29 protein-coding genes are annotated in these 26,926 nt (G+C 57.3%); 18 read left to right on the forward strand and 11 right to left on the reverse strand.

Features of this window, described 5'->3' with window-relative positions; all coding sequences use genetic code 11:
- Positions 1 to 245, reverse strand: a 245-nt coding sequence (locus G403_RS23555; RefSeq protein WP_036234085.1) for a DUF4372 domain-containing protein, incomplete at its 3' end; no start/stop codon positions are given.
- Between the two features lie 125 nt (positions 246 to 370).
- Positions 371 to 1,288, reverse strand: a complete 918-nt coding sequence (gene thpD, locus G403_RS0115280) for an ectoine hydroxylase (RefSeq protein WP_027854756.1) — start codon at positions 1,286 to 1,288, stop codon at positions 371 to 373.
- 636 nt (positions 1,289 to 1,924) lie between these two features.
- Here thpD and edd point away from each other — a divergent pair.
- A complete protein-coding gene (gene edd / locus G403_RS0115285; protein ID WP_027854757.1) occupies positions 1,925 to 3,757 on the forward strand; it encodes a phosphogluconate dehydratase in 1,833 nt (610 codons plus the stop codon).
- A 14-nt stretch (positions 3,758 to 3,771) separates the two neighbouring features.
- Positions 3,772 to 4,401, forward strand: a complete 630-nt coding sequence (locus tag G403_RS0115290; protein WP_036234087.1) for a bifunctional 4-hydroxy-2-oxoglutarate aldolase/2-dehydro-3-deoxy-phosphogluconate aldolase — start codon at positions 3,772 to 3,774, stop codon at positions 4,399 to 4,401.
- Here G403_RS0115290 and G403_RS23560 read toward each other — a convergent pair.
- Positions 4,385 to 5,269 carry a D-hexose-6-phosphate mutarotase gene (locus G403_RS23560; RefSeq protein ID WP_051299114.1) on the reverse strand — a complete coding sequence of 295 codons (885 nt, stop codon included), beginning with the start codon at positions 5,267 to 5,269 and terminating at the stop codon, positions 4,385 to 4,387. The two genes, G403_RS0115290 and G403_RS23560, sit on opposite strands and share 17 nt — an antisense overlap.
- A gap of 68 nt (positions 5,270 to 5,337) precedes the next feature.
- On the opposite strand from G403_RS23560, the gene zwf reads away from it, so the two are divergent.
- A complete protein-coding gene (gene zwf, locus G403_RS0115300) occupies positions 5,338 to 6,810 on the forward strand; it encodes a glucose-6-phosphate dehydrogenase (protein ID WP_027854759.1) in 1,473 nt (490 codons plus the stop codon).
- Between the two features lie 11 nt (positions 6,811 to 6,821).
- Complete coding sequence (pgl, locus tag G403_RS0115305) at positions 6,822 to 7,523, forward strand: 6-phosphogluconolactonase (protein WP_027854760.1); 702 nt, start codon at positions 6,822 to 6,824, stop codon at positions 7,521 to 7,523.
- 59 nt (positions 7,524 to 7,582) lie between these two features.
- Here the strand turns inward: pgl and G403_RS0115310 are convergent, their stop codons facing one another.
- From G403_RS0115310 to rsxA, 7 genes are read right to left on the reverse strand one after another with little or no spacing between them, the layout of a single operon-like run.
- Positions 7,583 to 7,852, reverse strand: a complete 270-nt coding sequence (locus G403_RS0115310) for an RnfH family protein (RefSeq protein WP_027854761.1) — start codon at positions 7,850 to 7,852, stop codon at positions 7,583 to 7,585.
- Positions 7,849 to 8,544 (reverse strand): electron transport complex subunit E, encoded by a 696-nt coding sequence (locus tag G403_RS0115315; RefSeq protein ID WP_027854762.1) that lies wholly within the window; start codon positions 8,542 to 8,544, stop codon positions 7,849 to 7,851. Before G403_RS0115315 ends, G403_RS0115310 begins: the two co-directional genes overlap by 4 nt.
- On the reverse strand, positions 8,541 to 9,227 hold the full coding sequence (gene rsxG, locus G403_RS0115320) for an electron transport complex subunit RsxG (RefSeq protein ID WP_211232696.1): 687 nt from the start codon (positions 9,225 to 9,227) through the stop codon (positions 8,541 to 8,543). Before rsxG ends, G403_RS0115315 begins: the two co-directional genes overlap by 4 nt.
- 4 nt (positions 9,228 to 9,231) lie before the next feature.
- Complete coding sequence (locus G403_RS0115325; protein ID WP_027854764.1) at positions 9,232 to 10,296, reverse strand: RnfABCDGE type electron transport complex subunit D; 1,065 nt, start codon at positions 10,294 to 10,296, stop codon at positions 9,232 to 9,234.
- Entirely contained in the window at positions 10,293 to 11,822 is a 1,530-nt protein-coding gene (gene rsxC / locus G403_RS0115330; protein ID WP_027854765.1) for an electron transport complex subunit RsxC, read from the reverse strand. The genes G403_RS0115325 and rsxC overlap by 4 nt, the downstream gene beginning before the upstream one ends.
- A 3-nt stretch (positions 11,823 to 11,825) precedes the next feature.
- A complete protein-coding gene (locus tag G403_RS0115335) occupies positions 11,826 to 12,350 on the reverse strand; it encodes an RnfABCDGE type electron transport complex subunit B (RefSeq protein ID WP_027854766.1) in 525 nt (174 codons plus the stop codon).
- A 29-nt stretch (positions 12,351 to 12,379) separates the two neighbouring features.
- Complete coding sequence (rsxA, locus tag G403_RS0115340) at positions 12,380 to 12,952, reverse strand: electron transport complex subunit RsxA (protein WP_027854767.1); 573 nt, start codon at positions 12,950 to 12,952, stop codon at positions 12,380 to 12,382.
- Between the two features lie 291 nt (positions 12,953 to 13,243).
- On the opposite strand from rsxA, the gene nifL reads away from it, so the two are divergent.
- The 14 genes from nifL to G403_RS0115410 all read left to right on the forward strand — a co-directional run bounded on the left by nifL (position 13,244) and on the right by G403_RS0115410 (position 25,872).
- Positions 13,244 to 14,824: a nitrogen fixation negative regulator NifL gene (gene nifL / locus G403_RS0115345; RefSeq protein WP_036234090.1), complete on the forward strand. Its 1,581-nt coding sequence runs from the start codon at positions 13,244 to 13,246 to the stop codon at positions 14,822 to 14,824.
- Positions 14,825 to 14,834: 10 nt separating this feature from the next.
- Entirely contained in the window at positions 14,835 to 16,451 is a 1,617-nt protein-coding gene (nifA, locus tag G403_RS0115350; protein WP_027854769.1) for a nif-specific transcriptional activator NifA, read from the forward strand.
- Positions 16,452 to 16,711: 260 nt separating this feature from the next.
- A complete protein-coding gene (gene nifB, locus G403_RS0115355) occupies positions 16,712 to 18,220 on the forward strand; it encodes a nitrogenase cofactor biosynthesis protein NifB (protein WP_027854770.1) in 1,509 nt (502 codons plus the stop codon).
- A 10-nt stretch (positions 18,221 to 18,230) separates the two neighbouring features.
- On the forward strand, positions 18,231 to 18,509 hold the full coding sequence (locus G403_RS0115360; RefSeq protein WP_027854771.1) for a 4Fe-4S binding protein: 279 nt from the start codon (positions 18,231 to 18,233) through the stop codon (positions 18,507 to 18,509).
- A 9-nt stretch (positions 18,510 to 18,518) separates the two neighbouring features.
- Positions 18,519 to 18,941, forward strand: coding sequence for a thioredoxin domain-containing protein (locus G403_RS0115365; protein WP_027854772.1), 423 nt, complete (start codon positions 18,519 to 18,521; stop codon positions 18,939 to 18,941).
- Entirely contained in the window at positions 18,941 to 19,537 is a 597-nt protein-coding gene (locus G403_RS0115370) for a nitrogen fixation protein NifQ (protein WP_051299116.1), read from the forward strand. Before G403_RS0115365 ends, G403_RS0115370 begins: the two co-directional genes overlap by 1 nt.
- A gap of 3 nt (positions 19,538 to 19,540) precedes the next feature.
- The gene (locus G403_RS0115375; protein ID WP_027854774.1) at positions 19,541 to 21,130 is read left to right on the forward strand and encodes a SagB/ThcOx family dehydrogenase; all 1,590 of its coding nucleotides are present in this window, start codon (positions 19,541 to 19,543) and stop codon (positions 21,128 to 21,130) included.
- Between the two features lie 2 nt (positions 21,131 to 21,132).
- Positions 21,133 to 21,864 (forward strand): ankyrin repeat domain-containing protein, encoded by a 732-nt coding sequence (locus G403_RS0115380; protein ID WP_027854775.1) that lies wholly within the window; start codon positions 21,133 to 21,135, stop codon positions 21,862 to 21,864.
- Between the two features lie 17 nt (positions 21,865 to 21,881).
- Positions 21,882 to 22,199 (forward strand): Grx4 family monothiol glutaredoxin, encoded by a 318-nt coding sequence (gene grxD / locus G403_RS0115385; protein ID WP_027854776.1) that lies wholly within the window; start codon positions 21,882 to 21,884, stop codon positions 22,197 to 22,199.
- Complete coding sequence (locus G403_RS0115390) at positions 22,199 to 22,465, forward strand: BolA family protein (RefSeq protein WP_027854777.1); 267 nt, start codon at positions 22,199 to 22,201, stop codon at positions 22,463 to 22,465. Before grxD ends, G403_RS0115390 begins: the two co-directional genes overlap by 1 nt.
- Positions 22,466 to 22,495: 30 nt before the next feature.
- Positions 22,496 to 22,711, forward strand: a complete 216-nt coding sequence (locus G403_RS0115395) for a hypothetical protein (RefSeq protein WP_027854778.1) — start codon at positions 22,496 to 22,498, stop codon at positions 22,709 to 22,711.
- The gene (locus G403_RS23565; RefSeq protein ID WP_051299118.1) at positions 22,701 to 23,030 is read left to right on the forward strand and encodes a DUF3144 domain-containing protein; all 330 of its coding nucleotides are present in this window, start codon (positions 22,701 to 22,703) and stop codon (positions 23,028 to 23,030) included. The genes G403_RS0115395 and G403_RS23565 overlap by 11 nt, the downstream gene beginning before the upstream one ends.
- A gap of 285 nt (positions 23,031 to 23,315) precedes the next feature.
- Complete coding sequence (norR, locus tag G403_RS0115405; RefSeq protein WP_027854779.1) at positions 23,316 to 24,896, forward strand: nitric oxide reductase transcriptional regulator NorR; 1,581 nt, start codon at positions 23,316 to 23,318, stop codon at positions 24,894 to 24,896.
- Between the two features lie 52 nt (positions 24,897 to 24,948).
- The gene (locus tag G403_RS0115410) at positions 24,949 to 25,872 is read left to right on the forward strand and encodes an HPP family protein (protein WP_027854780.1); all 924 of its coding nucleotides are present in this window, start codon (positions 24,949 to 24,951) and stop codon (positions 25,870 to 25,872) included.
- 65 nt (positions 25,873 to 25,937) lie between these two features.
- Here G403_RS0115410 and G403_RS0115415 read toward each other — a convergent pair whose 3' ends face one another.
- Positions 25,938 to 26,777 carry an SIR2 family protein gene (locus tag G403_RS0115415; RefSeq protein ID WP_027854781.1) on the reverse strand — a complete coding sequence of 280 codons (840 nt, stop codon included), beginning with the start codon at positions 26,775 to 26,777 and terminating at the stop codon, positions 25,938 to 25,940.
- Between the last annotated feature and the right edge of the window lie 149 nt (positions 26,778 to 26,926).

Consider the following 26,926-nt stretch of genomic DNA (forward strand, 5'->3'; position numbering starts at 1 on the left):
GTTGAGCGAGCAATAGGCTTGGCTCCGAGGTGGTAGAGCTTATGCCGCTGACTGGCGAGGCTGGACTCGATATCTCGAAGGCTTTGTCGGCCAGAAATCTGGGACATCGCAATGCCAATGAACTGATCCCAGCGTGAAGCAGAACGGAGCTTTTGCCCTACATGATGCTCACGGGCCGTTCGCTCGAAATCATGTCTGGACAAGGGCTGGAGCAACTGATGAAACGCGGTGTTATGATGAGACAAAGCCTGAATCCTTTGTGAGTAGAGTGTTTGGTCGCACTCTCATTTTACTCACTCGGATTCAGGCTTTTTCATTTACTGCTATTTATGGGACAGCAGTGGCCTTCGGGCCCCCTTTTTCGTGGTGGTCAGCCTGCCTTTTTATGGGGGTGTGGTGACACAAGTGGCTCAATCTGCTCACGGGTGGCCAGGAACTCCGGGCGAGGCTTGGCCGGACCGAAGGGCTCGACAACCCGGTTGCTCATCGCGTTGTAGACAAAGAACAGGTTGGAGCGCGGGCTGGCGGTGATGTTGCTGTTGGAGCCGTGCATTACGTTGCAGTCGAACAGCAGCACCGAACCGGCCTTGGCCTTGGCATACTGCAGGCCATAGCGTTGCTGGAAGTCGTTGAGCGAGCCGCTGTCCGGTGTGCCGACAGTCTGGTTCTTCAGCGAGTCGCGGTAGTAGTCCTCGGGTGTCTCCCCAACGCAGGCGATGTACTCTTTGTGAGAACCGGGCATCAGCATCAGTGATCCGTTAAATTCGTTGTTATCGGTGAGCAGGATAGACGCGCTCAGGGCGCGCATACGTGGCATCCCATCCTCCACATGCCAGGTTTCAAAGTCGGAGTGCCAGTAGAAGTCCTTGCCGCTGAAGCCCGGTTTGAAATTGAGACGCGACTGGTGAATGTAGACCTCGTCATCGAGAATGAAGCGGGCTATGTCGGCAATACGAGGATCGGCTGCAACGCGGCTGTAGAGGTCGTTATTGCGGTGGATCTGGAACACCGAACGCAAAGCGTTACCTTCCGGTTCGGTGATGGCTGCATCACTGGCCAGCAGCGCTTCGTCCTTCTGCATATTGGTCATTTCGGCCAGAAAACCGTTGACCTCGGCCTGGCTGAATACGTTAGGCAGCAGTAAAAATCCATCTCGCTCGTATTGGCGGATCAAGGTCTCGCTTATCGGTGCACGAAGGTAATCAGAGGCGAAAACCGTGGGTTCCTCGCGCTCGATAATCTCTGGCTTGGCTTGTTTGCGCGATGGATAGATATCATGCGTGCTCATTCGTTTCCTCCCTTTATTCTCGCGCGGTGCGGCTCGTATAGCCTCACAGCGCCCTGATGGATTCGCGAAATGTGGTCACGATTGAGGGGCCAAAACGATGACAAGCGTTCTTAGCCAGACACGCAGGCGGTGTCCAAAACAGGGGCACTGGTAATCGCCCGGCCCTGAGTCCGTGAACAGGTCTTCAGCCATGTCAAATACAACGATACACGCTGCTAGTCAGCGTAAACGGGGAAGCCGCGTTACCGGTGGCAGTGGATCTGCGCATGAGTTATCCGAAACGGCTAACCCCGGGTGACAGTGATCGCACGTGACCGCTCAAGAGAGGGGCGAACAGCCCGGCGGCGGTAGATGCACGTATCGATCGAGTTGTGAAGACTAAGGACTTCTTCACAGACTCCTCGTAACTCGGCGCATATTCTGTACGCTAAAAAGGGCTCTGTCAAAGGCGTGTATTTAAGTAGCACCCGGGCACTCACAGTGCGATGAATAGTGCACCGATTTTGCATGAATCCGAGAAACCGGGCCGGAAACTGGCTTTCTCACGCCGATCCGACCTAACCTTGATCACACAGGCCGTCGTTTGACTCTCAGGGGTGCATCCTGCCGGCGCGTTGAAGAGGAATAGGAGACTGCATGAATCCCAGCGTCCTGCGTGTGACAGAGCGAATTATCGAACGTAGCCGGCACACCCGTAGTGATTATCTGGCGCGGATGGATCAGGCGCGCGGGCAGGGTGTGCATCGGACCGAGCTGTCCTGCGGTAACCTGGCCCATGGTTTTGCCGCGTGTGCACCCGGTGACAAGCAGCGACTCAAACTGGCGCAGGGCGCCGATATCGCCATCGTCTCCGCCTACAACGATATGCTGTCTGCGCATCAGCCGTTGGCACGTTTTCCCAACCTGATTAAGGAGGCGGTGGCCGGAATGGGCGGCGTTGCCCAGTTTGCCGGCGGGGTGCCAGCGATGTGCGATGGGGTGACTCAGGGACAACCGGGGATGGAGTTAAGCCTGTTCAGCCGGGACACCATTGCCATGGCAACGGCAGTGGCCCTGTCGCATAACATGTTTGATGGTGTGCTCTGTCTCGGGGTCTGTGACAAGATCGTGCCGGGGCTGCTTATCGGTGCCCTGAGCTTTGGCCATTTACCCGTAATCTTTGTGCCCGCCGGTCCCATGCCTTCGGGACTCTCCAACCCGGAGAAGGCGCGAATACGACAGCTGTACGCCGAGGGCAAGGTGGGGCGCGATGCATTGCTGGAGTGCGAGTCTCAGTCCTATCATGCGCCGGGCACCTGCACCTTTTACGGCACAGCCAATTCCAATCAGCTGTTGATGGAGGTGATGGGACTGCATCTGCCGGGCACGGCCTTCGTCAATCCGGATACGCCGCTCAGGGACGCCTTAACGCAGGCAGCGGCGGAGCAGGTCTGCCGCATTACGGCACTGGGCCGGGACTATCGCCCGCTCTGTCAGGTGGTTGATGAGCGTGCGCTGGTGAATGGACTTGTGGCGCTGATGGCCACCGGAGGCTCTACCAACCACTGCCTGCATATGGTGGCTATTGCCCGTGCCGCCGGTGTATTGATCGATTGGGATGATTATGCCGAGCTCTCCCGCGCTACCCCTCTACTGACGCGGATCTATCCCAACGGTAGTGCGGATATCAATCACTTCCAGGCAGCGGGTGGTATGGCGTTGCTGATTCATCAGCTACTCAATGCGGGGCTGCTCCATGAGGCGGTCATGACCGTGTCAGGGCGCGGCCTGGGGGATTATACCCGTGAGCCTCGTCTGGAAGAGGGTAAACTGGTCTGGCGGGAAGGCCCCCATGAGTCACTCGATACCCGTGTCGTAGCTGATCTGGCGAAGCCTTTTGCACCGGATGGGGGCCTTAAATTGCTCACCGGTAACCTGGGAAGGGCGACGATGAAGGTTTCGGCGGTCGAGCCCGAGCACCGCGTCGTCGAAGCGCCGGCCATCGTGATTGAAGATCAGGAAGCGCTTAAAGCGCTCTTTGACAGCGGAGAGCTTGAGCGAGACTTTGTGCTGGTTGTCCGTTTTCAGGGACCAGCAGCGAACGGGATGCCCGAGCTCCACAAGCTCACACCCTACCTGGGCGTTCTGCAGGATAAGGGTTTCCGGGTTGCGCTCGTGACCGATGGCCGGATGTCCGGTGCTTCGGGTAAGGTGCCCGCTGCGATTCATCTGACACCAGAGGCATTGCGCGGAGGGCCTCTAAGCCGGGTGCGTGAAGGCGATATCATCCGTGTTGATGGCGATAACGGGACCCTGGCGGTAAAACTGACTGACGATGAACTGAATGGCCGCGACGTGGTGACGTTGAATCGTCGGCAGCATCACTATGGTATGGGGCGCGAGCTGTTTGCCGGCATGCGCCAACTGGTAACGGGAGCGGAGCAGGGGGCCTGTACCCTTTTTGCCGACGCTGACGCCGAACACGGATAACCAAGGGAGCAGCAATGAGTACTGCAGTGGACAAGCTAATGACCCTGTCGCCGGTGATACCGGTGCTTGTAATCGATCAACTGGACGATGCAGTGCCCCTGGCCCGGGCCCTGGTTGCCGGCGGTATCTCGGTACTGGAGGTGACCTTGCGCACCCCGGTAGCGCTGGAAGCGATCCGTCTGATCAGTGAAGAGGTTAAAGGGGCGGTCGTTGGCGCAGGCACGTTGACCGATGCCCGTCAATTTGCGGCCGTGCAAGCGGCCGGTGCGCAGTTTGCGATCAGTCCGGGTACCACAGAAAGTTTACTTGAGGCCGGGTTGGACTCCGATATCCCCTACCTGCCCGCAGTGGCGACTGTGTCGGAGATGATGGCCTGCATGGAACTGGGCTTTACCGGCTTCAAGCTTTTCCCGGCGGGTGCCGTCGGCGGTGTGCCTGCGCTTAAAGCGTTCGCCGGCCCTTTCCCTGATGTGCGCTTTTGCCCCACCGGTGGGGTCGGGCCGGATAACTACCGTGAATATCTGGCACTGCCCAATGTGAGCTGTGTTGGTGGCTCGTGGCTGGCGCCCCGGGCACTGGTCGCCGAGAACGATTGGAGTGCAATTCAGCGTCTGGCCACCGACGCAGTTACTCATTCTCGTTGAGCTGCGATAGTGTCAGCGACAGGGTGTGTTGTTCATCCGGCATCAGGCGCACGCTGCGTTCGAGCGCGTTTCCCGCTTCAATGCAGATAAAACGGGAGCTTTGCTCCAGGGGGATATCTGACGGCAACAACTGGGTACCGGGGTTCCAGACAATGGTCGATTCGCTGCCTGACTTGATCAAAGCGAGGGTACGCTCCATGACCCTGTCGACAAGCGCGATGGCGCTGTCACGGTGATCATATACTCTATCCAACGGTGGATGAGGTGTTAAAAGCTCCGTTGAGGGCTTGAGAGCGTAGTGTTCCAGCTTATCGAAGTAGCGGCAGGGGTGGAGCCCTTCTATCGATACCTGAGCGACATCGGCAATCGCCAGATAGCTGTGCAGCGCTTCGGTGTACTGAAACGCCTGCGAGCCGCAGTTTCGAGTCGTGAGTTGAAGTTGGAGTCGGTCGGTCAGGGTGACGCGCAGTTCCAGGTCGAAATTGGCGGGCCAGTAGGAGCGGCTTGATGGGCTATCGGTCAAACCGAGGGTCAGGCTTGAAGCGTCATCATCGGCGAAGGAGGAACGGACCTCCCAGAGCGTGGTGCGGGCAAAACCATGGGCCGGAAAATCGGCTTGTTCGGGATGAGGGCCAAACCAGGGCCAGCAGATCGGTATGCCGCCGCGGATTGGCGCGCCGCTGCGAAAGCGGGCATCCGGGCTGAGCCAAAGCAGGTCCTCGCCACCGGCCGGACAAAACGACAGGACCTGAGCCCCCTGAAGCGAGATTGTCGCACGCCCTTTCGGGCTGCGGAGCGCACACTGGGGAAGCTGTCCTGGCCCTGAGAAAAACTGCACCCGGTCTGCCAGTGTGAAGGGTTCAAACATATCGACCTCCGTTATCAACAGGCTGTCTAAACTGAAGCATAGTAGCCGCCAGCAGGGAGTAGAAAGCGATGAGTCACGAGGACAAACCCTACCCAACCGATTTTGTACTCTTTGGCGCGCGCGGCGACCTGTCAATGCGCAAGCTCCTGCCGGCGCTTTTCCAGCTGCACCGAGCCGGGCTTTTGCATCCGGATACACGCATTGTCGGCGCTGCGCGGGGTGCTGACAGTGTAGAAGGGTTTCGCGATGAGGTCAGTGCGACGTTGAATCGCTATGTGAAACCGTCGGATCTCAAGGGCAGTGCCGGGCGGGACTTTCTGGAGCGGCTTGATTATGTGGATGTGGATTTTACTGAGCCGGAGGGCTTTCGCCGGATCGCCGAGAAGGTCGATCACAGCCAACGGGTCATGGTTAACTATCTGGCCACACCACCGGGTCTGTTTGGTGATATCTGCAGCCACCTTCACGCTGCCGGAGCCATCAGTGACAGCAGCCGTATCATTCTGGAAAAACCGATCGGACACGACCTGGCGAGCTCCCGGGAGATCAACGACAGGGTCTGTCGCTATTTTGATGAATCACGGGTGTATCGTATCGATCATTACCTGGGCAAAGAGACGGTACAGAACCTGATCGCGCTGCGCTTTGCCAATAACCTGTTTGGCTCGCAATGGAACCAGAACCATATCGATCATGTTCAGGTGACGGTAGCGGAAACCGTGGGTCTGGAGGGGCGCTGGAGCTATTACGACAGAACCGGACAGATGCGCGATATGGTCCAGAATCACCTGTTGCAGCTGCTTTGCATGGTAGCGATGGATCCGCCGAGCCAGCTGACTGCTGACGGTATTCGTGACGAAAAACTCAAGGTGCTACGGGCGTTACGACCGATAACCGCAGAGAACATCCACCGTCGGGCCGTCAGAGGACAATACACGGCCGGTGCCGTGAAGGGGCAAAGCTGCCCGGGTTACCGGGAGGAGGAGGGCAGCGAAGGGAGTAGCAACACCGAAACCTTTGTCGCCCTGCGGATCAATATCGATAACTGGCGCTGGGCCGGTGTGCCCTTCTATCTGCGCACCGGTAAACGGATGCCGACCAAGATGTCGGAAATCGTCATCGTGTACCGCAACCAGCCCCATTACATCTTCGACCCGAAACAGAAAGGGGTGGTTACCAATAAGCTGATTATCCGGCTACAGCCTGATGAAGGGATTCGACTGCAAGTCGTCACCAAGAAGCAGAGCCTGGACCGGGGGATGGCGCTACACTCTCAGGCACTGAACCTTAATTTCTCCGAAGGTGAAGAGGATCAGCGTATCCCCGATGCCTACGAGCGCCTGATTCTGGAGGCGATGCGTGGCAACCAGTCATTGTTTGTCCGGCGGGACGAAGTAGAGGCCTCCTGGGTCTGGTGTGACGCCTTGATTGACGCCTGGGAGGACAGCGGTGATGAAGTTCGCCCCTATTCCGCCGGGAGCTGGGGGCCGATCGGGTCGATTGCGTTAATTGAACGGGATGGGCGCTCCTGGCATGAGTAAGAGAGGTGCACATGGCTGATATTAAGGAGTATCCAAGCCGCGACGAACTGGAAGTCGCGCTCGCGGCCCGCGTTGAACAGGTTTTATCTGAAGCGGTGCGCGACAGAGGGCAGGGGGTGCTCGTGGTATCAGGCGGACGCACACCGGTCGCCCTGTTTGAACGACTCGCCGAACTGGCCCTGGACTGGCGCCATATCACCATTACACTGGCCGATGAACGCTGGGTTTCCCCAAACCATGCGGACAGCAACGAGCAGCTGGTCAGAAAACATCTGCTTTGCGGTGCTGCGTCCAAGGCACGTTTTGTACCGCTGTACGATCCGAAAGCCGCAACCGTCGAGGCGGGTGCTGACGAAGCGGAGCTGCTGCTTAGTTTGTTAGCGGATCCGTTTGATGTGTTGCTACTGGGAATGGGCGGCGATGGTCATACGGCATCCCTGTTTCCGGGTGCCGAACGCCTTCAGCATGCACTGACACCCAACCCGATGCGTGATTGCTGCTGGCAACAGCCGCCGGAATACGCCAGTCACCAGAGGATCACATTGACCCTGCCGAGATTACTGCGTTCACGTTTGATCTGCTTACACCTGAACGGCGATGACAAACGCGCGGTTTTAACCCGCGCGATGGCGGATGACGGCGTGGACGCGATGCCTGTCCGGGGCGTGTTAAAGCAGGAAAAAGTGCCGGTGGAGATCTACTGGGCCAGCTAATTGCGAATTGCGCGTCAGTTTAACGGTGCGCCGGCCCGAAGGCCGACGCCGCCAATGGATTAATCGTCGTCATCATCGTCGTCGTCATCTTCATCCATGACGCGGACGATTTTACGGTATATTTCGACACGGTCGCCGTCGGCCAACTTGGCGCTCAGCTTGGCCATCTTGCCAAAGACGCCGACTTTTTGCGTCTTGAGATTGATCTCCGGGAATTTGTGCAGAATTCCGGACTCGATAATCGCATCCTCGACCGTACTTTCATCCGCCAGCTCCAGGTTGATCCATTCCTGGCGGGATGGACTGGCGTAGGCTACAGCGATTTTCATACAGCGCCCTCCAGTGAACTCTCGGCTGAGTTATCTGATTTCGCCCCGCGCGCTTCTATGACGCGGTCGATCACCCGCTTTCCGGCCAGCATCAGCCCGAGGCAGATAAATGCCCCCGGTGGCAGTATGAGCAGCAAGGTGCCGCCGTAATCCGGGAAGATCGACATCTCGATCACCGAAGCCCACTGACCCAATAGCAGTGATGCATCGGCGAACAGGGTGCCTGCGCCAAAGAATTCGCGCATGGCTCCGAGTACCACCAGAACCCAGGTGAAACCCAGTCCCATGGCCAGGCCATCAACCATCGAGGGCAGTACCTGCTGCTTGGATGCAAAGCTTTCTACGCGACCCAGGATGGCACAGTTGGTGACGATCAGCGGGATAAACAGGCCCAACACCTTATACAGCTCATGCATCCAGGCGTTCAGGAACATATCGACCATGGTGACCATCGCAGCAATCAGTACGATGAAGACGGGGATACGTACTTGGGGAGTAATCAAGCCGCGGATCAGCGAGACCAGCATATTAGAGGCCACCATAACGACCAGCGACGCCAGTCCCATACCCAAGCCGTTACTGGCGGTGGTGGTGACGGCCAGCAGAGGACAGAGTGCCAGCATCTGGCTCATCACGACATTATTGTGCCAGAGGCCTTCACCCCACAGTTCTTTATATGACGGACCGCTCATGGCTGTTCCTCCTCAATGGCTTCAGACTGCGCGAGCTCGGCTGCGGCCACCTGAAAGTGTTCGCGTTGCTGCTCGAATATCTTGAGACCCTCGTATACTGCGCCGACCACAGCACGTGGGGTAATCGTCGCCCCCGTGAACTGGTCAAACTGACCGCCATCTTTATTTACGGCCCAGTTTTTCTCGGGGGTATTCGCCAGCGAAAGTCCGTCAAAACTTTTCACCCAGTCATGCTTGGCGATCTCTATCTTGTCGCCCAGCCCCGGTGTTTCGGCATGCTTGACGGTTCGAACACCACTCAGCTCGCCATTGGCATCAACTCCGATGATCAGGACAATATCGCCGCTGTAGCCGTTGTGAGTGATAACCTCGTAGGCGGCACCGGTCATCTCACCGTTTTTGCTCGCCAGAAACACGGTGGGATCGCCGCCAAACGGGTTACCGTCAAGCTGAGTGGTCGCTTCCAGCGGATTGTTATCGTACATGCTGGCGGGGAGTACCTGATTGAGCATCGCCCGGCGATCTTCCTCGAGACGTGCCTGGATATCTTCACGGGTTCCGTGTTCCCCCATCATCAGCATGATACTGACCAGCATCGCCATGCCCCCGAGGAGGCCGGCCTGATATCCAATCCCCCGGGTATAGCTCGGAACCAGCGGGGTGGAGGTCATACCATTACTCATCTGCTCACTCCTTACCCGAATTCAAAGGTTTGCCGGTGTAGCCGTAACCGTAAATACGTGGCCGGAAGTAGCGGTCGATAATCGGTGTCAGCGCATTCATGAACAACACCGCAAAACCGATCGCTTCCGGGAAGGAGCCCCAGCTGCGAATAATAAAGGCGACCACAGCGATACCGGCGCCGAACATCAGTTGGCCGCTCTTGGTGGTTGGTGAGGTGACCATATCGGTGGCGATGAAAAAGGCCCCCAACATCATGCCCCCGGTGAGCAGGTGGAACACCGCGGGTTCAAAGCGTTCTGGGTGAATAACATTGAAAACGGTCGCCAGTACCGCCAGCGTTCCCAGCATCGCGACCGGGATATGCCAGGTGATAACGCGCTTAAAGATCAGAAACAGGCCGCCGAGCAAAATAAGCAGGGCGGATGTCTCACCCATACTGCCGCGGGTGGAACCAAAGAGGTAATCGCCGGCATTGTATATCTCGGGAATCGACTGGGTGACCGGTACATCCATGGTCAGTGCCGTTTTTACATGGCCAAGTGCTGTGGCGCCAGTAGCAGCGTCGGGAATCGGCATCGCCTCAAAGGTGATCATCAGGCCCTCAATAAAACTGGGTGCGTCGGCGCTGGTGATTGGTGTGACATCGATCCAGGTGGTCATCGGTACCGGGAAGGAGATCAGCAAACCGACGCGCGCGAGCATCGCCGGGTTGAATACGTTCTGGCCCAGACCTCCATAGAGATGCTTGCCGATCATAATGGCAAATGCCGTACCCACCACAGCGATCCACCAGGGAGCCCAGGGGGGCAGGGTCATGGCGATCAGCCAGCCGGTGAGCAGGGCTGAACCGTCCTTACACGCCTGTAACGATCGTCCTGCCAGTTTCAGGCTGAGAAGCTCACAGCCAATGGCTGTGCCCAGGCAGAGTACAAACAGATTGATTGCTGGCCAGCCGAACAGGTAAAGCCCGAACAGCGTCGCTGGTAACAGAGCCCCGCACACCAGCAACATGGTGCGCTGCACCGAGGTGCGGTTATGGGCGTGGGGGGAGGAGATCAACTGAGTCATGATCCACTTTCCTCGCTGGCTTGTTCGGCTTCTTGTTTCGCCTTGGCCTCTTTTTCAGCTTTGGCACGCGCCTTGGCTTCTTTGGCTGCCTTGGCTTTCGCCGCTTTCTCGGCTTTAAGGCGGGCCTTTTCTTCCGCTTCACGTTCAAGGCGCGCCTTACGCGCCTCCGATAGCGACTTGGTCAGTTCGCCCTTGCGCTCCTGAACCCGCTTCGCGCTCAGCTCCCCCTTGGCGAACTGGAAGTAGTGCACCAACGGGATATGGGAGGGACAAACGTAAGCACAGGAGCCACAGAGAATGCAGTCACGCAAACCAAACTCTTTGGCCCCATCGAAATCATCGCCTTTCGCGTGACGCGCCATCTCCAGGGGCACCAGGCCCATGGGACAGGCGGATACACAGCTGCCACAGCGTATGCAGGGGGATGCTTCGTTTTTGCTGATCTCGGGTGTCGCCAATGCGAGGATGCCGCTGGCGCCCTTGGTGATCGGGACATCGGCGGTACGCAGAATCTGTCCCATCATCGGCCCGCCCATAACGATACGGGCCGGATCTTCGGTCAGTCCGCCACACTGTTCGAGCAGCCAGCTGACGGGTGTGCCCAGCAGGACTTCGACATTCTGAGGCGCCTCGATACAGGCACCGGAAACAGTGACCAGGCGCGAAATCAGCGGCTGATGTTCGTACAGCGCCTGATGGACGGCAAAAGCGGTGGCGACGTTATGCACCAGCGCGCCCACGTCGGAGCTGCGGCCGCCAGCCGGCACCTCTTTACCCATGATCGCCTGAATCAGCTGTTTGGCTGAACCCATTGGGTAGCGGGTCGGGATCGCCTGGATGGTGACGTCATCATAGTTGGCGGCTGCAGCCTGCATGGCCGCAATCGCTTCAGGCTTGTTATCTTCGATGCCGGCGACGATTCGGCGTGCACCAACCGCACGCTGAATCAGGCGTGCGCCGGAGATGATACCCTCGGCACGTTCGCGCATCAGCATATCGTCACAGGTCAGGTAGGGTTCGCACTCACTGCCATTCAGGATTAGGGTATCGATCTTCTGCCGGGCGCCGGACTTGAGTTTGAGCGCCGCCGGGAAGGTTGCACCACCCAGGCCGACAATACCGGCCTGATCAACCCGGTCCGCAATCTCGCCCGGCTCCAGGGTCATCGGGTCCGCCAGCGGCTCAACCGGGACTGATTCGTCCAGGCCATCCGGCTCAATGGTGATCGCCTGAGTGGTCAGGCTGGACGGGTGCGGTGCCGTAATCTCGCCAACCGCCGTCACGGTGCCCGATGTCGGAGCATGCAGTGAGGCGCAGACGTCATCACCGGTCGAGGTGGCCAGTAACTCCCCCTTTTTAACCTGCTGCCCGACTTTAACGACCGGTTGAGCCGGCTTGCCCGCGTGTTGGCGCAATGGCAGGTTCAGTAGCGGGGGAATTCCCAGTTTTCGTACAGGCTGGCAGGTACTCTGTTCTTTGCGCTCTTCCGCATGAACCCCGCCACGAATCTTGAGTTTATTGAACATAACTTACGCCGCCGCCGGTTTGGGCCATTGCCAGTTATCGAGGGTTTCCTGTTCCGGATGCATACCGATGCAATCTTCCGGACAGGCGTCCACACACTTGCCGCAGCCGGTACAGGCATCGGCAAAGACCACATGGATCTGCTTGTTGGCGCCCATGATCGCGTCGGTGGGGCAGACGCGGTAGCAACGGCAGCATCCGGTACAGAGAGACTCTTCGATAGTGGCTGTCATCGGTTCAGAAGCCATGCCACTCAGGTCCGCATCCACGCCCAGTTTCTCGGCCAGCTGCTGTGCCAGCGCTCGGCCACCCGGGGGGCAGCAGGTGACTTCAGCTTCGCCATCAACCATCGCCTGGGCCGCACCACTGCATCCCGGGAAGCCGCATTGCCCGCAATGTGTACCGGGCAGCATGGACTCCACCTCCTTGACGATGGGGTTCTCTTCAACCGCGAAAATCTTATCGGCGTAACCGAGCAGGAAGCCCAGCGCCAGACCAAGCAGTGTCAGAACAGCAACAGCAGTAACCATAGTGTGATTCTCCTTGCTTCAGAGACGGCTTAGACCAGGCCGCCAAAACCCATGAAAATCATCGACAGCAGACCCGCTGTCACAAGACCCACCGGCGTACCGGCAAATGTGGCTGGAACGTCGGACAGCGCCATACGCTCGCGCAGACCGGCAAAAATAATCAGGACCATAGAGAAGCCCAGGGAAGCGCCGATGCCATAAACCACGCTTTCAATAAAGCTGAGGCCTTCCTGGACGTTGATGAGAGCCACGCCCAGCACCGCGCAGTTGGTGGTGATCAGAGGCAGGAAAATACCCAGCGTCTGGTGTAGCATCGGACTGGTTTTTTTCACCATCATCTCGGTGAACTGAACCACGGCAGCGACCACCAGGATGAATGAAATGATGCGCAGAAATTCAAGACCCAGCGGCTCGAGGATGTAGTACTCCATCAGCCAGCTGCTGACGCTGGAGAGCGTCAGCACGAAGGTGGTTGCCAGTCCCATACCCGTGGCTGTGCTGAATTTGTTGGACACGCCCATAAGCGGGCACAGCCCCAAGAATTTGACCAGAACCACGTTATTAACGAGGACTGTTCCGATTAGCAGAGTGATTAACTCCATAGCGTGCAACTCCTTCAGGACACCCGTTGCGGATAACTCGTAACCGGTGCTGCACCAAGCATGCCATGGGTAAATAATTGATTTAAAAGGATATGATGGGTAGATGGATCTGTTTGAATGGCGACATTGTCGTTTTTGTAACAGATCGGTGCACGTGTGCCCCTTTTAGTGTCATATTGGTTACACAGGTGTCGCCGGACAGGTACTGAAAGCGACAAAAAGGGTTTCCCCATCAATGGCGCGGTTATTGCTTGACACCCCCCTATACCCGTCACCTAAGGAGCTGAATTCATGGCTAAAGATAAGCAGCCGAGTATTAAGGATGACACTCCTGTTACTGCAGATGCGCAAGTTCTGGACGATCTGCCGGCCAGTGTGTTCTTTCAAGCGGTCGAGCATTCGCCGGTCGCGATTTCCATTACCGACCTTCATGCCAACATTCTTTACAGCAACCGGGCTTTCACCAAGGAAACGGGCTATGCCTCGGACGAGGTGATTGGTCGTAACGAATCCGTTCTGTCTAATCGCAACACACCGCGTCTGGTTTACGACGCACTCTGGGGGCGGCTGCAACAGCAAAAGCCCTGGTCGGGGGTGCTTGTTAACCGGCGCAAGGATGGTAAGCGCTATCTGGCGGAGCTGGTTGTAGCGCCTGTTCTGAATGATGACAACGAGACCATACATTATCTGGGCATGCACCGTGACGTCACTGAACTCTATGCGCTGGAACAGCGGGTTCAGAATCAGAAAGCGATGATCGAAAAGGCGGTCAATGCGGCCAATGTTGCCATCGTTCTGCTGGATGAAGACGAAAAGATCGTTCTGGATAACCTGGCCTATAAAACGTTGGCGGCTGATCTTGCCCCGCAGGAGCCCAGCCAGGTGATTCTCCATGCCCTCCGTAACGAAATGGGTGATCTGGACGTTTCCCGGGGGCGTGGCAAGGGCTTCAAGGATCACGAAATCCGGTTGGAGATTGGACGTAACCGACAATCGCGCTGGTACTCCATCGATGGCAGTGTGATCGAGATCGGCGATGAGACCGCCGACTCTTTCTTCGCACAGCCGGAGCGCCGCTATCTGATGCTGGTGATCAAGGACGTGACCGAGCTGCGACGCCGTCAGCATGCGGAACAGATGAATGCGCTCAAACTTCTGATCGCTGAAGAAGAGTCCTTGCAGAGTATGCGTGAGGCGTTAAACGGTGCGCTTTATCAGTTCCAGCGACCGCTTAACTTGATGACAGCTGCCGTACGCATGCTGGAGCAGCGTAAAGGGGATGAACATGCACTGACCGAGCAGGTGATCGGGGCATTGCGCGAGGCGATCAGTGCCGGCAACGAGGCACATGAGAAGCTCGAAAATGCGGTGCCCAAAGAGCATCCGGGGGTCAAGACCTCAATCAATATGAACGAGCTGCTGCGCAATGTGCTGGAGCTTTGCACCGGAGATCTGCTTAAGCACGGCATTCTGGTGGACTGGCATCCGCCGCTGCATATGCCGGCGCTGGTCGGCAATGAAAGTCGCTTGCACAGTTTGTTCAAACAGTTGGTCGATAACGCCATCGAAGCGATGGCGTCGAGTGGTTCTTCAAGGCGTGAGCTGAATATGGTTGCCCGGGTTGAAGGTGGAGACGTGATCGTGACGGTCTCCGATACCGGGCCTGGAGTGCCTGAAGAAAACCGCACGCGCATTTTTGAGCCGTTTTTCAGTACAAAACCCCATACCAATCAGGGCGCCGGTTACGGCATGGGTCTGACGATCGTCCAGGAGATTGTCTCTGAGCATCTGGGGACAGTCTATATCGACCCGCTGTATCAGGAGGGCTGTCGTGTCTGTGTACATCTGCCCCTGAACACCGGTCGCAGCTGAGGAGGTGATGATGACGACAAACGGAATTTTTACCCCCAGGAATCGCTCCGAGCTGCTTGACCGGCAGCTCAGTGTGTTAAGTATTGTCTGTCGTACCCTGACTCGCTCGCTGGACCTCAATGAAAGCCTGGCAGAGCTGCTGAAGGTGCTGCACGTTGAGGGGGGAATGAAACACGGTTTGGTGGCATTGATGGATCCCGAACTGGGTGAACTCTGTGTCAGTGCTGTCCACAGCGGTTCCGAGATGGTGCAGCAGGCAAAGAATGCGGTGCGCTACCGCCGTGGTGAAGGGATTATCGGTACCATTCTGCAAAGCGGTCATTCGGTGGTGCTGCCCAAACTGGCATCGGAGCCTAAATTCCTGGATCGTCTCGCGCTGTATGACTGGGAAGCGCCTTTTATCGGAGTTCCGCTCAAGGATCAGAGCGGCGAGGTGATGGGGGTTCTCAGTGCTCAGCCAGCATCCGAACTGGAGGAGTTTCTGTCGGATGAATCTCGCTTTATGGAGATGGTCGGTAACCTGATCGTACAGGCGGTTCGATTGCTGTCACAGGTACAGACTCAGCAGCGTAACCTGACTGACGAGCGTGATGAACTGCGGCGAGCAGTGCGTGGCAAGTTCGGGTTTGAGAATCTGATGGTTGGCCATACGGTGCCGATGAAGCAGGTTTTTGATCAGATTCGCCGTGTCGCGAAGTGGGATACCACGGTCCTGATCCGGGGTGAGTCCGGCACCGGTAAAGAGTTGGTGGCTTGTGCAATTCACTACAACTCACCCAAGGCGCATAACCCCTTTGTTAAGCTCAACTGCGCTGCGCTGCCGGAAAACCTGCTCGAATCGGAGCTTTTCGGTCACGAAAAAGGGGCCTTCACCGGTGCTGTAAAGATGCGCCAGGGTCGTTTTGAACAGGCCGATGGCGGGACGCTGTTTCTGGATGAGATCGGAGAGATCTCGCCGCTGTTCCAGGCCAAACTGCTTCGGGTGCTGCAGGAAGGTGAGTTTGAGCGTGTCGGGGGCAACAAGACGATTCGCGTCAACGTACGGATCGTGGCAGCGACCAACCGGGATCTGGAAAACGAGGTGCGCGAGGGGAACTTCCGCGAAGACCTCTATTATCGCTTGAACATCATGCCGATCAATCTGCCGGCCTTACGCGAGCGCAAAGCCGATATCCCTGAGTTGTGTAACTTCCTGCTGGAGAAGCTCTCCCAGAATCAGGGGCGCAAGCTGACTCTGGATGACGCGGCGGTGCGGGTGCTGATGGGACACGCCTGGCCCGGCAACGTGCGCGAACTGGAAAATGTATTGGAACGCGCCGCGATCATGACCGAGGACGGGGTTATCGAGCCCTCTATTCTCTCTCTCCAGGGGCTGGATATGCAGCGCCAACCCGCACCGATGGCGCCTCAGGCACCGATAATGGCTCCGATCCCGCCTGCCGGAAGTTATGGCGGTGATACAGGGCGTTCTCTGGATGATCCGGGCATGGACGAGCGTGAGCGGGTCATTGCCGCGCTGGAGCAGGCCGGCTGGGTCCAGGCCAAGGCGGCGCGGCTGTTGAACATGACACCGCGTCAGATCGCCTATCGCATTCAAACCATGAATATCGATGTGAAGAAAATCTGAACCTGTTTGAAGCTTCCAATGGCGCCTCCGGGCGCCTTTTTTATATCTGGCCGCCGTGGGTTTTCGTCATAAAAGGTGTGTCGTAGATACGACAACCGCTATTGATCTGTATCACAAAGCACAACGAAATGACAGTTAAGCAAATTCATTCGTCTTTATAAACAATAGGTTACGTCGTGGCCCGCCGATTGCAACCTCCTCAGCAGCAGGTGATCTGCATCTGACAACCGGCCCAAGGGGCCCGCAGAGGAGTGAATCCGATGGAGTTGACAGTCCTGAACGAAACACAGAGCGAAAGCGGTGGGGGTTGCTCGTCCAGCTCTTGCGGCAGCAGCAACGATCAACTCGGCCATCTGCCCGATGCTATCAAGGAAAAGGTCCATAACCATCCTTGCTATTCGGAAGAGGCGCACCACTATTTTGCGCGTATGCATGTAGCCGTCGCACCGGCGTGCAATATTCAGTGTCATTACTGTAACCGTAAATACGACTGTGCCAACGAATCACGCCCGGGCGTCGTCTCCGAGCTGCTGACTCCGGATCAGGCCGTGAAGAAGACCAAAGCGGTCGCCGCGACCATTCCGCAGATGACCGTTCTTGGCATCGCGGGCCCTGGCGATCCTCTGGCCAACCCGGAACGCACGTTCGAGACATTCCGTCGCCTGAGTGCCGAAGCACCGGATATCAAGCTGTGTGTTTCCACCAACGGTCTGGCACTGCCGGATGCGGTTGAAGAACTGGCCCAGCACAACATCGATCACGTGACGATCACCATCAACTGCGTGGATCCGGAGATCGGTGCCAAGATCTATCCGTGGATCTTCTGGAACAACCGTCGTATCCGCGGCAAGAAAGCGGCCAAAATCCTGATCGAGCAGCAGCAGAAAGGGCTAGAGATGCTGGTTGAACGCGGCATCCTGGTCAAGGTTAACTCCGTCATGATTCCGGGCGTCAACGACGATCACCTCAAGGAGGTGAGCCGGATCGTGAAGCAGAAGGGCGCTTTCCTGCACAACGTTATGCCGCTGATTGCCGAAGCCGAGCACGGTACGTTCTACGGCGTCATGGGTCAGCGTGGTCCGTCCAACGAGGAGCTGATGGAGCTTCAGGACGAATGTGCCGGTGACATGAACATGATGCGTCACTGCCGTCAGTGCCGTGCCGACGCGGTGGGCCTGCTGGGCGAAGACCGTGGTGATGAGTTCACCATCGACAAGATCGAAGAGATGGAGATCGATTACGACGAAGCGATGAAGAAGCGCGCCGTGATCCATCAGGGTATCGCCGAAGAGCTCGCCGAGAAAGAGAAAAAGCGTGCTGCGCTGGCTGCGGTGAAGGTTCCCAGTGGGCCAAGCGTAGAGAACACGAACTTCCGCCCGGTGATGATGGCTGTGGCCACCAGTGGTGGCGGCATGATCAACCAGCACTTTGGGCATGCCACTGAGTTCCTGATCTATGAGGCTTCTTCTCAGGGCGTACGCTTTATCCAACACCGCAAGGTTGATCAGTACTGCATCGGTAACGATACCTGCGGCGAGAAGGAAAGCGCCCTGGCTGGCAGCATCCGCTCCCTGTCCGGTTGTGAAGTCGTCCTCTGTTCCAAAATTGGTTTTGAGCCTTGGGGGCTGCTCGAAGAGGCGGGTATTCAGCCCAATGGCGAGCATGCCATGGAGCCGATCGAGGAAGCGATTATCGCCGTCTATGAAGAGATGATCGCGACTGGGAAGCTCGACGAGTCCCGGGTAAGCGATACCCAGATGAGCGCATGAGGAGGTCGTCATGTCACTGAGCATTATCGATACGTGCGTCAACTGCTGGGCCTGTCTGGATGTCTGCCCCAGCGATGCGATCTACGATGACAAGCCGCACTTCATGATCGATGCCAAGAAATGTACCGAGTGTGAAGGGGATCACGCCGATCCTCAGTGTGCGAGCATCTGCCCCATCGAAGGCGCCATTCTTGATGCAGCGGGCGAAGCGGTCAATCCGCCGGGCTCTCTGACCGGGATCCCGCCGGAGATGATGGAAAAGGCGATGGCTGAAATTCAGTCGCGTTAAGGGGGCGATATGGTGCAGGTGGTGTTTTACGAAAAGCCCGGTTGTATCAACAACCGTAAACAGAAAAAGTTGCTGGAAGAGGCGGGACACTCGCTGGATGCCCGCAATCTGCTGAAGGCTGACTGGACACCGCAAAGCCTGCGCCCGTTCCTGGGTGATGAGATTACCGGGTGGATCAACAAAAGCCACCCAGGCGTTAAGTCCGGTGAGGTATCGCTGGACTACAGCCAACCTGAAGCGGTTCTGGCACAGATGTGTGCTGATCCGCTCCTTATTCGACGCCCGTTGATGGATATCGACGGGCAGTGCTTGCAGGGCTTTGAGGCGGACCGTATAGATCAGATGATCGGTCTGACGCGTCTGCCTCAGGAAGACATCGAAAGCTGCCCCAAATCCCACAGTCGCGATGGCTGCCGGATGGAGGGTCAGTGATGGCGATGGTGGCTTTGCAGGCAATGAGCCAGTTCGAGCGATTGATGGCGGTCGCGGCGGGTGGAGAAACCGGCCGTCATCTCGCTCACCTAATTCTCGGTCCACGCACGGGCGTGGGCGCCTTACCTTTTAATCTGGGGCTGGATGCATCGCGCTTTGACGCGCTGGTCAACCGCTACTTCCCCGGCGCGGGCGATGAGCTCTTGCCGGAATGTGGCAGTGAACACCTGCTGGAGGCGCGCTCAGCCATGCGCGAAGAGCTGCTCGCCCTTCGGGATGACGAGCGAGTGGAGCTGGTGGATCTGCTGGAGGCATATCGTGTGAGCGAGGTTCCCGAGGAGCTGTCGATTATCATTGCGGCAGCCTGCCTGGGTGGCGATCACCTGTGGCGGGACCTGGGGCTGCCGGACAGAATAGCGCTGAGTGAGCTGATGGCGTTTGCCTATCCTGAGCTCAAGGCACTGAATGACCGCGATATGAAGTGGAAGCGCTTCTTCTATAAACAGCTCTGTGAGCGTGGCGGTGGCTATGTCTGCCGCGCGCCGAGCTGTGATCAGTGCAGTGCCTACAGCGATTGCTTCGGTCCCGAGGAGTGATCCATGTCCTTAACGGACGAAACGCCTGCTCTTGAGCAGTTGCACGCCTATCATCAGTTAACCAAACACCGTTTTGACGGTTATGCACCGGGCCCACAGACGCTGGACTGGGATGACCAGCCCAATGTGTTTCGGCATTTCGAAGGTGCTCCCCGGATCACACTGCCGCTGGAGCGCGCCGAACAGGTGCTGGATGCGAAGATTCCGGCCAGTGCGATCCATTCCGGTCGTCTGGCACCGCAGCCACTTTCAATTGATACACTGAGCTGTTTTCTACGCTATGCCGCGGGGCTCACCGCATGGAAAGTGTTTGGGCCGGACCGGTGGTCACAAAGAACCAACCCCTCCAGCGGTAACCTCCACCCGAGCGAGCTTTACCTGGTCCTGCCGGCCTGTGCGGACTGGGACGCCGGCATCTATCACTACGATGTACATGATCACGCGCTGGAACAACGGCTGGCGTTGGCGGCAGATCAAGTGAGTGGTGTCTCACTGATACTGACATCGGTCCTGCAGCGAGAGGCCTGGAAGTATGGCGAGCGCGGCTTACGCTACTGTTTGTTGGATAGCGGACATCTATTGGCTCAATGCCAGGTCGCGGCGGCGCTACTGGGTTGGCAATGGGCGACAGTGCGCACCGATCACACGCAGATTGCGGCGCTGGCGGGTATTGCCCGGCCCGAATTCGCCGGTGTCGAACCGGAGTACCCCGAGCTGCTATTGAGCTTGAACGGGGCCGATGTGGATTATGTCACCCTGGCGGAGCTCTGCAGCGAGAGTGACCTCTGGCAGGGGCAGCCAAGCAAGCTGGGGCCTCGTCCCCTCGAGCGCTGGCGCGAATGTGAGGCGGTGATAAACAGCTTTACGGAGTCGCCTGCCATCACTCTGGCTGAATCTCCGTCGCTTGAGATTGCGGTTCAGTCCGGGGCCTGCAACGCTATCGACACCATCATGCAGCGGCGCAGTGCTCAAGCTTACGACCATCAATATGTACTCAGTACCGAGCAGATTGGCCGTTTGCTGCACCCGCTTATGCCCGGGCAGAGTCGCCTCCAGACCACCGATCCCCGGCTGCATCTACTGCTGTTTGTCCATAACGTCGAATCACTGGAGCCCGGGCTCTATCTGCTGCCCAGGACCACCCAGGCGGCCGATTCACTGGTATCCGCAGCCTCCAAGTGGCCCGAGGGTCGGCGTGTGGAGTTTGCCGGCCTGGAACTGGTTCACCTTAAAACAGCCAATACCCGCAAGGCAGCTGCCCAGCTGTGCTGCAATCAAATGATCGCCGCGGCCAGCAGTATGACGTTAATGATGCTGGCCGAGTATGACTCAGCCCTGGCAGCCGGAGGCAGCAACGCCTACCAGCAGCTTTTCTACGAAGCGGGAATCCTGGGACAGTCTCTCTACCTCAGTGCCTCTGCTCAGGGGCTTAATGGCACTGGCATCGGGTGTTTCTTCGATGACGGCGTTCACGAGTTGCTCGGCCTTAAAGATCAGAGCTATCAGGCGGTCTACGGATTTGCCGTGGGTGCCGGTAAACATGATGACCGTATCGCCGGATTGTCGGGATATCACCACCTTCACAAGGAGTAAACATGCCTGGAGTTAAGCGGATGTCTGTGCAGGATGCGCAGTCGCTTGTAGCGCATGGAGACGCGCTGGTTCTGGATATGCGTTCGGATCAGGAGTTTCAGTCGGCCCACCATCCGTTGGCGACGCACCTGACCGACGGCAATGTAAAGTCGTTGCTGATGAATACCCCCAAAACCCGACCGGTTCTGATCTACTGTGCTCAGGGCAATGCGAGTACGGAAATGGCCCGCCTGTTTACCGACTTTGGCTTTACCCGTTGTTACAGCCTGGAGGGCGGTTTTGCGGCCTGGAAACCCCACTGGATCCCGCGGGATACCTCAAAATGTTTGGAAGTCGACAATCCCGGCGAGTTTGGTATCACACAGTTGATGCGCGCAGCCCACAGTGCCGATGCTCTGGAGGTGAGTCGGCTGATCTCTCTGGGGGCCGATGTGAACCGCCTTAACGATGATGGTAACAACGCGCTCTGGTTCGCCACACGCGCAGGAGACGCGGCCACCGTGCGCATCCTGCTGGATGCAGGTGTTGATTTTGATCATCAGAATGCCAACGGCGCTACACCTCTGATCTACGCATCTGCTGCGGGCGAAACCGAAATGGTCCAGATGTTGCTGGCAGTAGGAGCAGATACCGACAAACGCACGCTGGATGATTTCACTGCATTAGACGTCGCGTGCAACCGGGAAATCATGAAGCTGCTGATGGCCGCATCGCAACAGGCGGTGGGCTCGTAACAACGAGGACGATAACCGTGAGTACTGAAGACAAAATCCGCAAACAGCTCGCTGAAAACCCGATCATTCTCTACATGAAGGGAACCCCGGAAGAACCGCGCTGCGGTTTTTCCCGCAACGCGGTAGAGGCACTCAAGCCGCTGGGTAACAGCTTCGCCTTCGTCAACGTGCTGGAGGCGCCGTTTATTCGCGAGAAACTGCCGAATATCTCCAACTGGCCGACTTATCCGCAGCTGTTCGTCAAGGGCGAGCTGGTTGGCGGCAGCGATGTGATTGTCGAGATGGCTGAAGACGGCAGCTTGAAACCGATGCTGGATGCGGCGGGAGGTGCCTGATGCTGACCTCTGATGTCGAAGCGACTATCGCCGAGGCGCTGCCTGATGCAGAGATCGATGTGACCGGAGAGGAGTGTAACTTCACCGTGACCATCATCAGTGAAAGTTTTGAAGGGCAGAATCTGATGCAGCGTCAGAAGGGGATCCTGGCCCTGTTCGACCTGGCCCTGAAGTCCGGGCGTCTGCATGCTCTGACCATCAAGGCCTATACGCCGGCTCAGTTCGCGGAAAAACAGAATACCCACCTGGTTCAGCTCGAGTGCTGATCCGGTAACGTATAGATCGGAGGTGTTGTGATGAAAACAATGGGCCTACAGGACGACACAAACCTGGCACTGGATCAGTTCCGGCAACTGGCCTGCGATCAGCAGGGTGCCTTGAGCAAAGGGTTGAGCCGCATGGCAATGTTAATGGCTGTTGGGCGCTACTGTCGCCATCGCCACCTCTCCATCGGTCGCCAGTCCACTTTCCAACGTAAATTTATGGATCAGGAGAGCCATCATGAGTGTTGATGAAAATATGTTCGACGAGCAGTTCGTGGAAGCGACCAATAAACTGATCGAAATCGCGAACGAAATGGGTGGCAAGTACGGGGACCATAAGATGGGCGTCGCGTTCATCTATGCTGCCGCCCGCTTTAACGCCTACATCGCGGCAGGCAGCGTGACCAGCGCCGACGAACTGGCCGGAAAGCGCGAAAAGGCCGTGGAATACTTTACCGACCGTTTCCGTCAGCTCTACGACGGCAACCTGGTCGATTACATCTCCAACTTTGAAGCCTACATGGGCGAGGAACAAGCGCAGGAGACCGCAAAAGGGACCGCGCACTGATCGTTTACCACTATTGAGGCGGGCCGGGGGCCCGGCTCGCCGCAACTCTACCTACCTTAGAACCCCTCTCCAGCATTCGAGGAAGCGGCCGCAGCAAGGTTTTTTGCCATGCTGCGGCCTACCGAAGAATTCGTAACGGATCTGTTCCTTTGGCACTTTGATAGCGTCCGGATAAACGGATATCGTGCCCGCCATCTTAAAGCTGTATAATATATGCATTTTATAATAATGATTGTCGTAATGACTCTGTGTATTTGTTGTAGAAAGGACATCGGGATTGTTTGAATGACTGTTTTTTCCATGGCGGATTCGGTGGTGTCGGTGGTCTCGGACCTGTCCCGCCAGATGGCACCGGAGACGCGTTTCGCGCGGCTGCTGCAGGCATTGTTGGAGGCCTTTCCCTGCGATGCGGCGGCGCTGCTGCAGCTGACAGACTCAGTGTTGTATCCGCTGGCGACCCGAGGTCTTTCTGATGACACTTCAGGGCGGACATTTGTGGTCGAGGAACATCCGCGCTTTGCACATATTCTGATGAGCAGAGAGCCGGTCCGTTTTATGGCCGACTCCGAGTTGCCGGACCCTTATGATGGATTGATCGATGAGGTGGATGAACCGCTGCATATCCACGACTGCATGGGGGTCGCGCTCTATATCGATGAACTGCCATGGGGAGTGCTGACGCTGGATGCGTTGGCACCCGGAACGTTCGATGGGATAGATCCACTGGAGCTGCGTGCCTTCGTGCGGCTGACGGAGGCCTCCATCCGTGTTTGTGAACTGATACAGTCGCTGCAAAAACGCTTTAATCACGAGCACGAGCACGAGGTGGCGCAGGTGCTGATCGCTGATTTGGGGCGGACCGAGATAATCGGTGATAGCCCAACAATCAAGGCGATGCTGCGTGAGCTTGATGTGGTGGCGACATCCGACCTGTCAGTGTTAATTACCGGTGAGACCGGGGTTGGCAAGGAGCTTGTGGCCCGCCATATACATGCCGCCTCGGCACGTACCGATGCACCACTGGTATATGTGAACTGTGCAGCGCTCCCGGAAAATCTGGTAGAGAGCGAGCTGTTTGGCCATACCCGCGGCGCTTTCTCCGGTGCCGATGGTGCCCGAACCGGTAAGTTCGAGTTGGCTCACGGGGGAACCCTGTTTCTCGACGAGATCGGTGAAATGCCCCTGGCCATGCAGCCCAAGTTACTGCGCGCACTGCAGAGTGGTGAAGTGCAGCGGGTTGGCAGCGACCGGTTCCACCAGGTGGATGTGCGTATTATCGCGGCAACAAACCGCGACCTGGCGCAGGAGGTGGCGGAGGGGCGGTTCCGCGCCGATCTGTACCATCGTCTCAGCGTCTATCCAATACAGGTACCGCCGCTGCGTGAACGCGGGCGCGATATCCTGCGCCTGGCGGGTTACTTTCTCGAGTTGAACAGACGTCGCCTGGGGCTGCGATCACTGAGGTTGGACAGCGGGGCTCGTGAGGCGCTGTTGGCTTACGACTGGCCTGGCAATGTGCGTGAGCTTGAGCATCTGTTAAGCCGGGCTGTACTGCGACTGAAAGCGGATGCCGGCAGCGGTGGACGAATTCAGAGCCTGACTGCCGGCCTGCTTGATCTGCCAGTGGCGCGGATAACCGAGTCGGAGTCACCTATCGCGCATCAAACGTTGGTATCCGGGTCGGAAGCGCGCTCCTTACGTGAGGCAACCGATCTGTTCCAGCGTAACCTGATTATCGAATGCTTGGCACGGCAAGGCCGTAATCGCGCGGCTGCCGCGCGGGAGCTGGGGCTGGATCCCGGAAACTTCAGTCGTTTGCTGAAGCGGTTACAGATCGATACCGCGGAGGTTGAATCTCTTGCCTGAGCTCAAACAAGGTTCCAATCATTCCGATCCCCAAAGTGAAAAGAACAATTGCGTGCTCGCGGTACTTGGAATAGGCGAGGACACTACCGGACATACCGAAAAACTGGTCTCCGGTTTTGGCGCGTTGCTGGGAATACTCGGGGTTTACTGGATATCCGGCTGGTATCTGGGACCGACAGCCACTGCCATGATGGTTGCGTCGATGGGTGCAACCGCCGTGTTGTTGTTTGCGGTGCCACATGGGGCGTTATCTCAACCCTGGCCGTTGTTGGGCGGACACCTGCTGTCAGCGTTTGTTGGTGTCAGTTGTCAGATGTTGTTGCCGGAAAGCCCGTTGACGCCTGCGATCGCAGTGGGTTTATCGATAGCGATCATGCACTACCTGCGCTGTATTCATCCGCCAGGCGGCGCTACCGCTTTGACCGCCGTGATTGGGGGAGACGCGATACATTCATTGGGTTTCGGTTATCTGCTGAACCCGGTTTTGCTGAATTTGATCGGGATCTTGTTGGTTGCACTGTTGTTCAACAACCTTTTCGCCTGGCGACGTTATCCTGCGGTGCTTGCTCGGCGGCCGGTGGATAGCGCAGTGCCGCCGCGAGATAGACATAGCAGTATGCTTACACATGAAGATCTGGCGGCTGCCATGGAGAAAATCAACTCATATGTGGACGTGACCTCCGAGGAACTGGCGGAGCTGTTCGATCTGGCGGTTGAGCATGCTGCGCAGGCGCATCAAGACGCCGACCCGTTGGTTATCGGCGCGTATTACAGTAACGGGCAGCTGGGGGCGCAGTGGGCTGTCCGGCAGATCCTGGATGGGCCGGAGCGAATGGAGTTAGAGCGGGAGCGGCTGGTGTTCAAGAATGTTGCCGGTGCCGGCAGCTACACGACAGGAGTTTCGACGATACGCGAGTTTAAGGAATGGGCTCGGTTTACGGTCGAATTCAACGGTGAGCGTTGGGTGCGCAGTTAGCGCCTTTCTTTGCGTGATAAAAGGGCCCCGCGACGGCCGAGTTTGGACAGGCGCGGGGCATCAGATCAAGCCATTGCCTGGGCTGTTTCAGGGCTTAGCAGCACGTCCCAGTCCTGCTCAATAATTTCAATCTTCTTCAGTGCGCAGAAGCGGCGTTCTTTATCCGTGGGCTCGGGAATGAATGCCCAACCGGCCGGTTCATCGGCGGCATAGATAATGTCGCTCATCACCATACGCTCGGTATCGCGGGTGAAACGCATACCCAGGAACAGGTACTGCTTCTCTTTGCGGTAGTCTTTCAGGAAGTCCGGAATCGCGAAGCCACCCATCAGCTCGGTGATGTAATCGACAAAGTCGGCATCGGCGGCGATGTAGTTGGCTTCCGGTTTCGGTGCACCCAGTGGTTTGAAGACGATCGGCAGACTGGGGTTAACCTGATCAAGCTGGACTTCGCTGTAGCTGCTTCCATCATAATGGAACAGCTTGAATCGATAGTCAGATGCTGTAATGCGTGCCACACCCATAACCAGTGTGTGCTCACAATCAGCGTAGGTGTCGAGAAGTTGGGTGTCGCGGTTTACATCGATCACATAGTTGGGCTTGAGATCGGCGATCCAGTCGTGCAGCTGTCCACGGGTCCATTCTTTCTCGCCGTAGGTTTCATTCAGGAAACGCTGAACGAAAGAGCGCCCCTTTTTATTCTCCATATTCATGGCCGCACGTGGGAACTCATACATCAGGCGCGGAGCCATCGGCTGTCCGTTGTTCATGGCCAGGATCAGGCTGTCACTGTCAGCCGGAATCGGGCTGCCATCCTGCATGTTCTTAACGTCCTTTAGGGCGCCTGCCCCCAGGTAGGGGACGATCTTTCCGCTCTGAATACCTTCGACTAACTCTTTATACATGCCAGTACCTTCCAGACAGTTTGGGTTTTTAAAGCCGCACCACCTGACGTCTGTCACGGGTAGAAACGGGCCTTACATATAGGCTGCAATTGTTGCGCCACAGCTAAGTGTCTGTATTACCGATAAATTTGACGACTATTAGTGGGGTC

The sequence above is a fragment of the Marinobacterium litorale DSM 23545 genome (assembly GCF_000428985.1).
GTDB classification, from domain to species: Bacteria; Pseudomonadota; Gammaproteobacteria; order Pseudomonadales; family Balneatricaceae; genus Marinobacterium_D; species Marinobacterium_D litorale.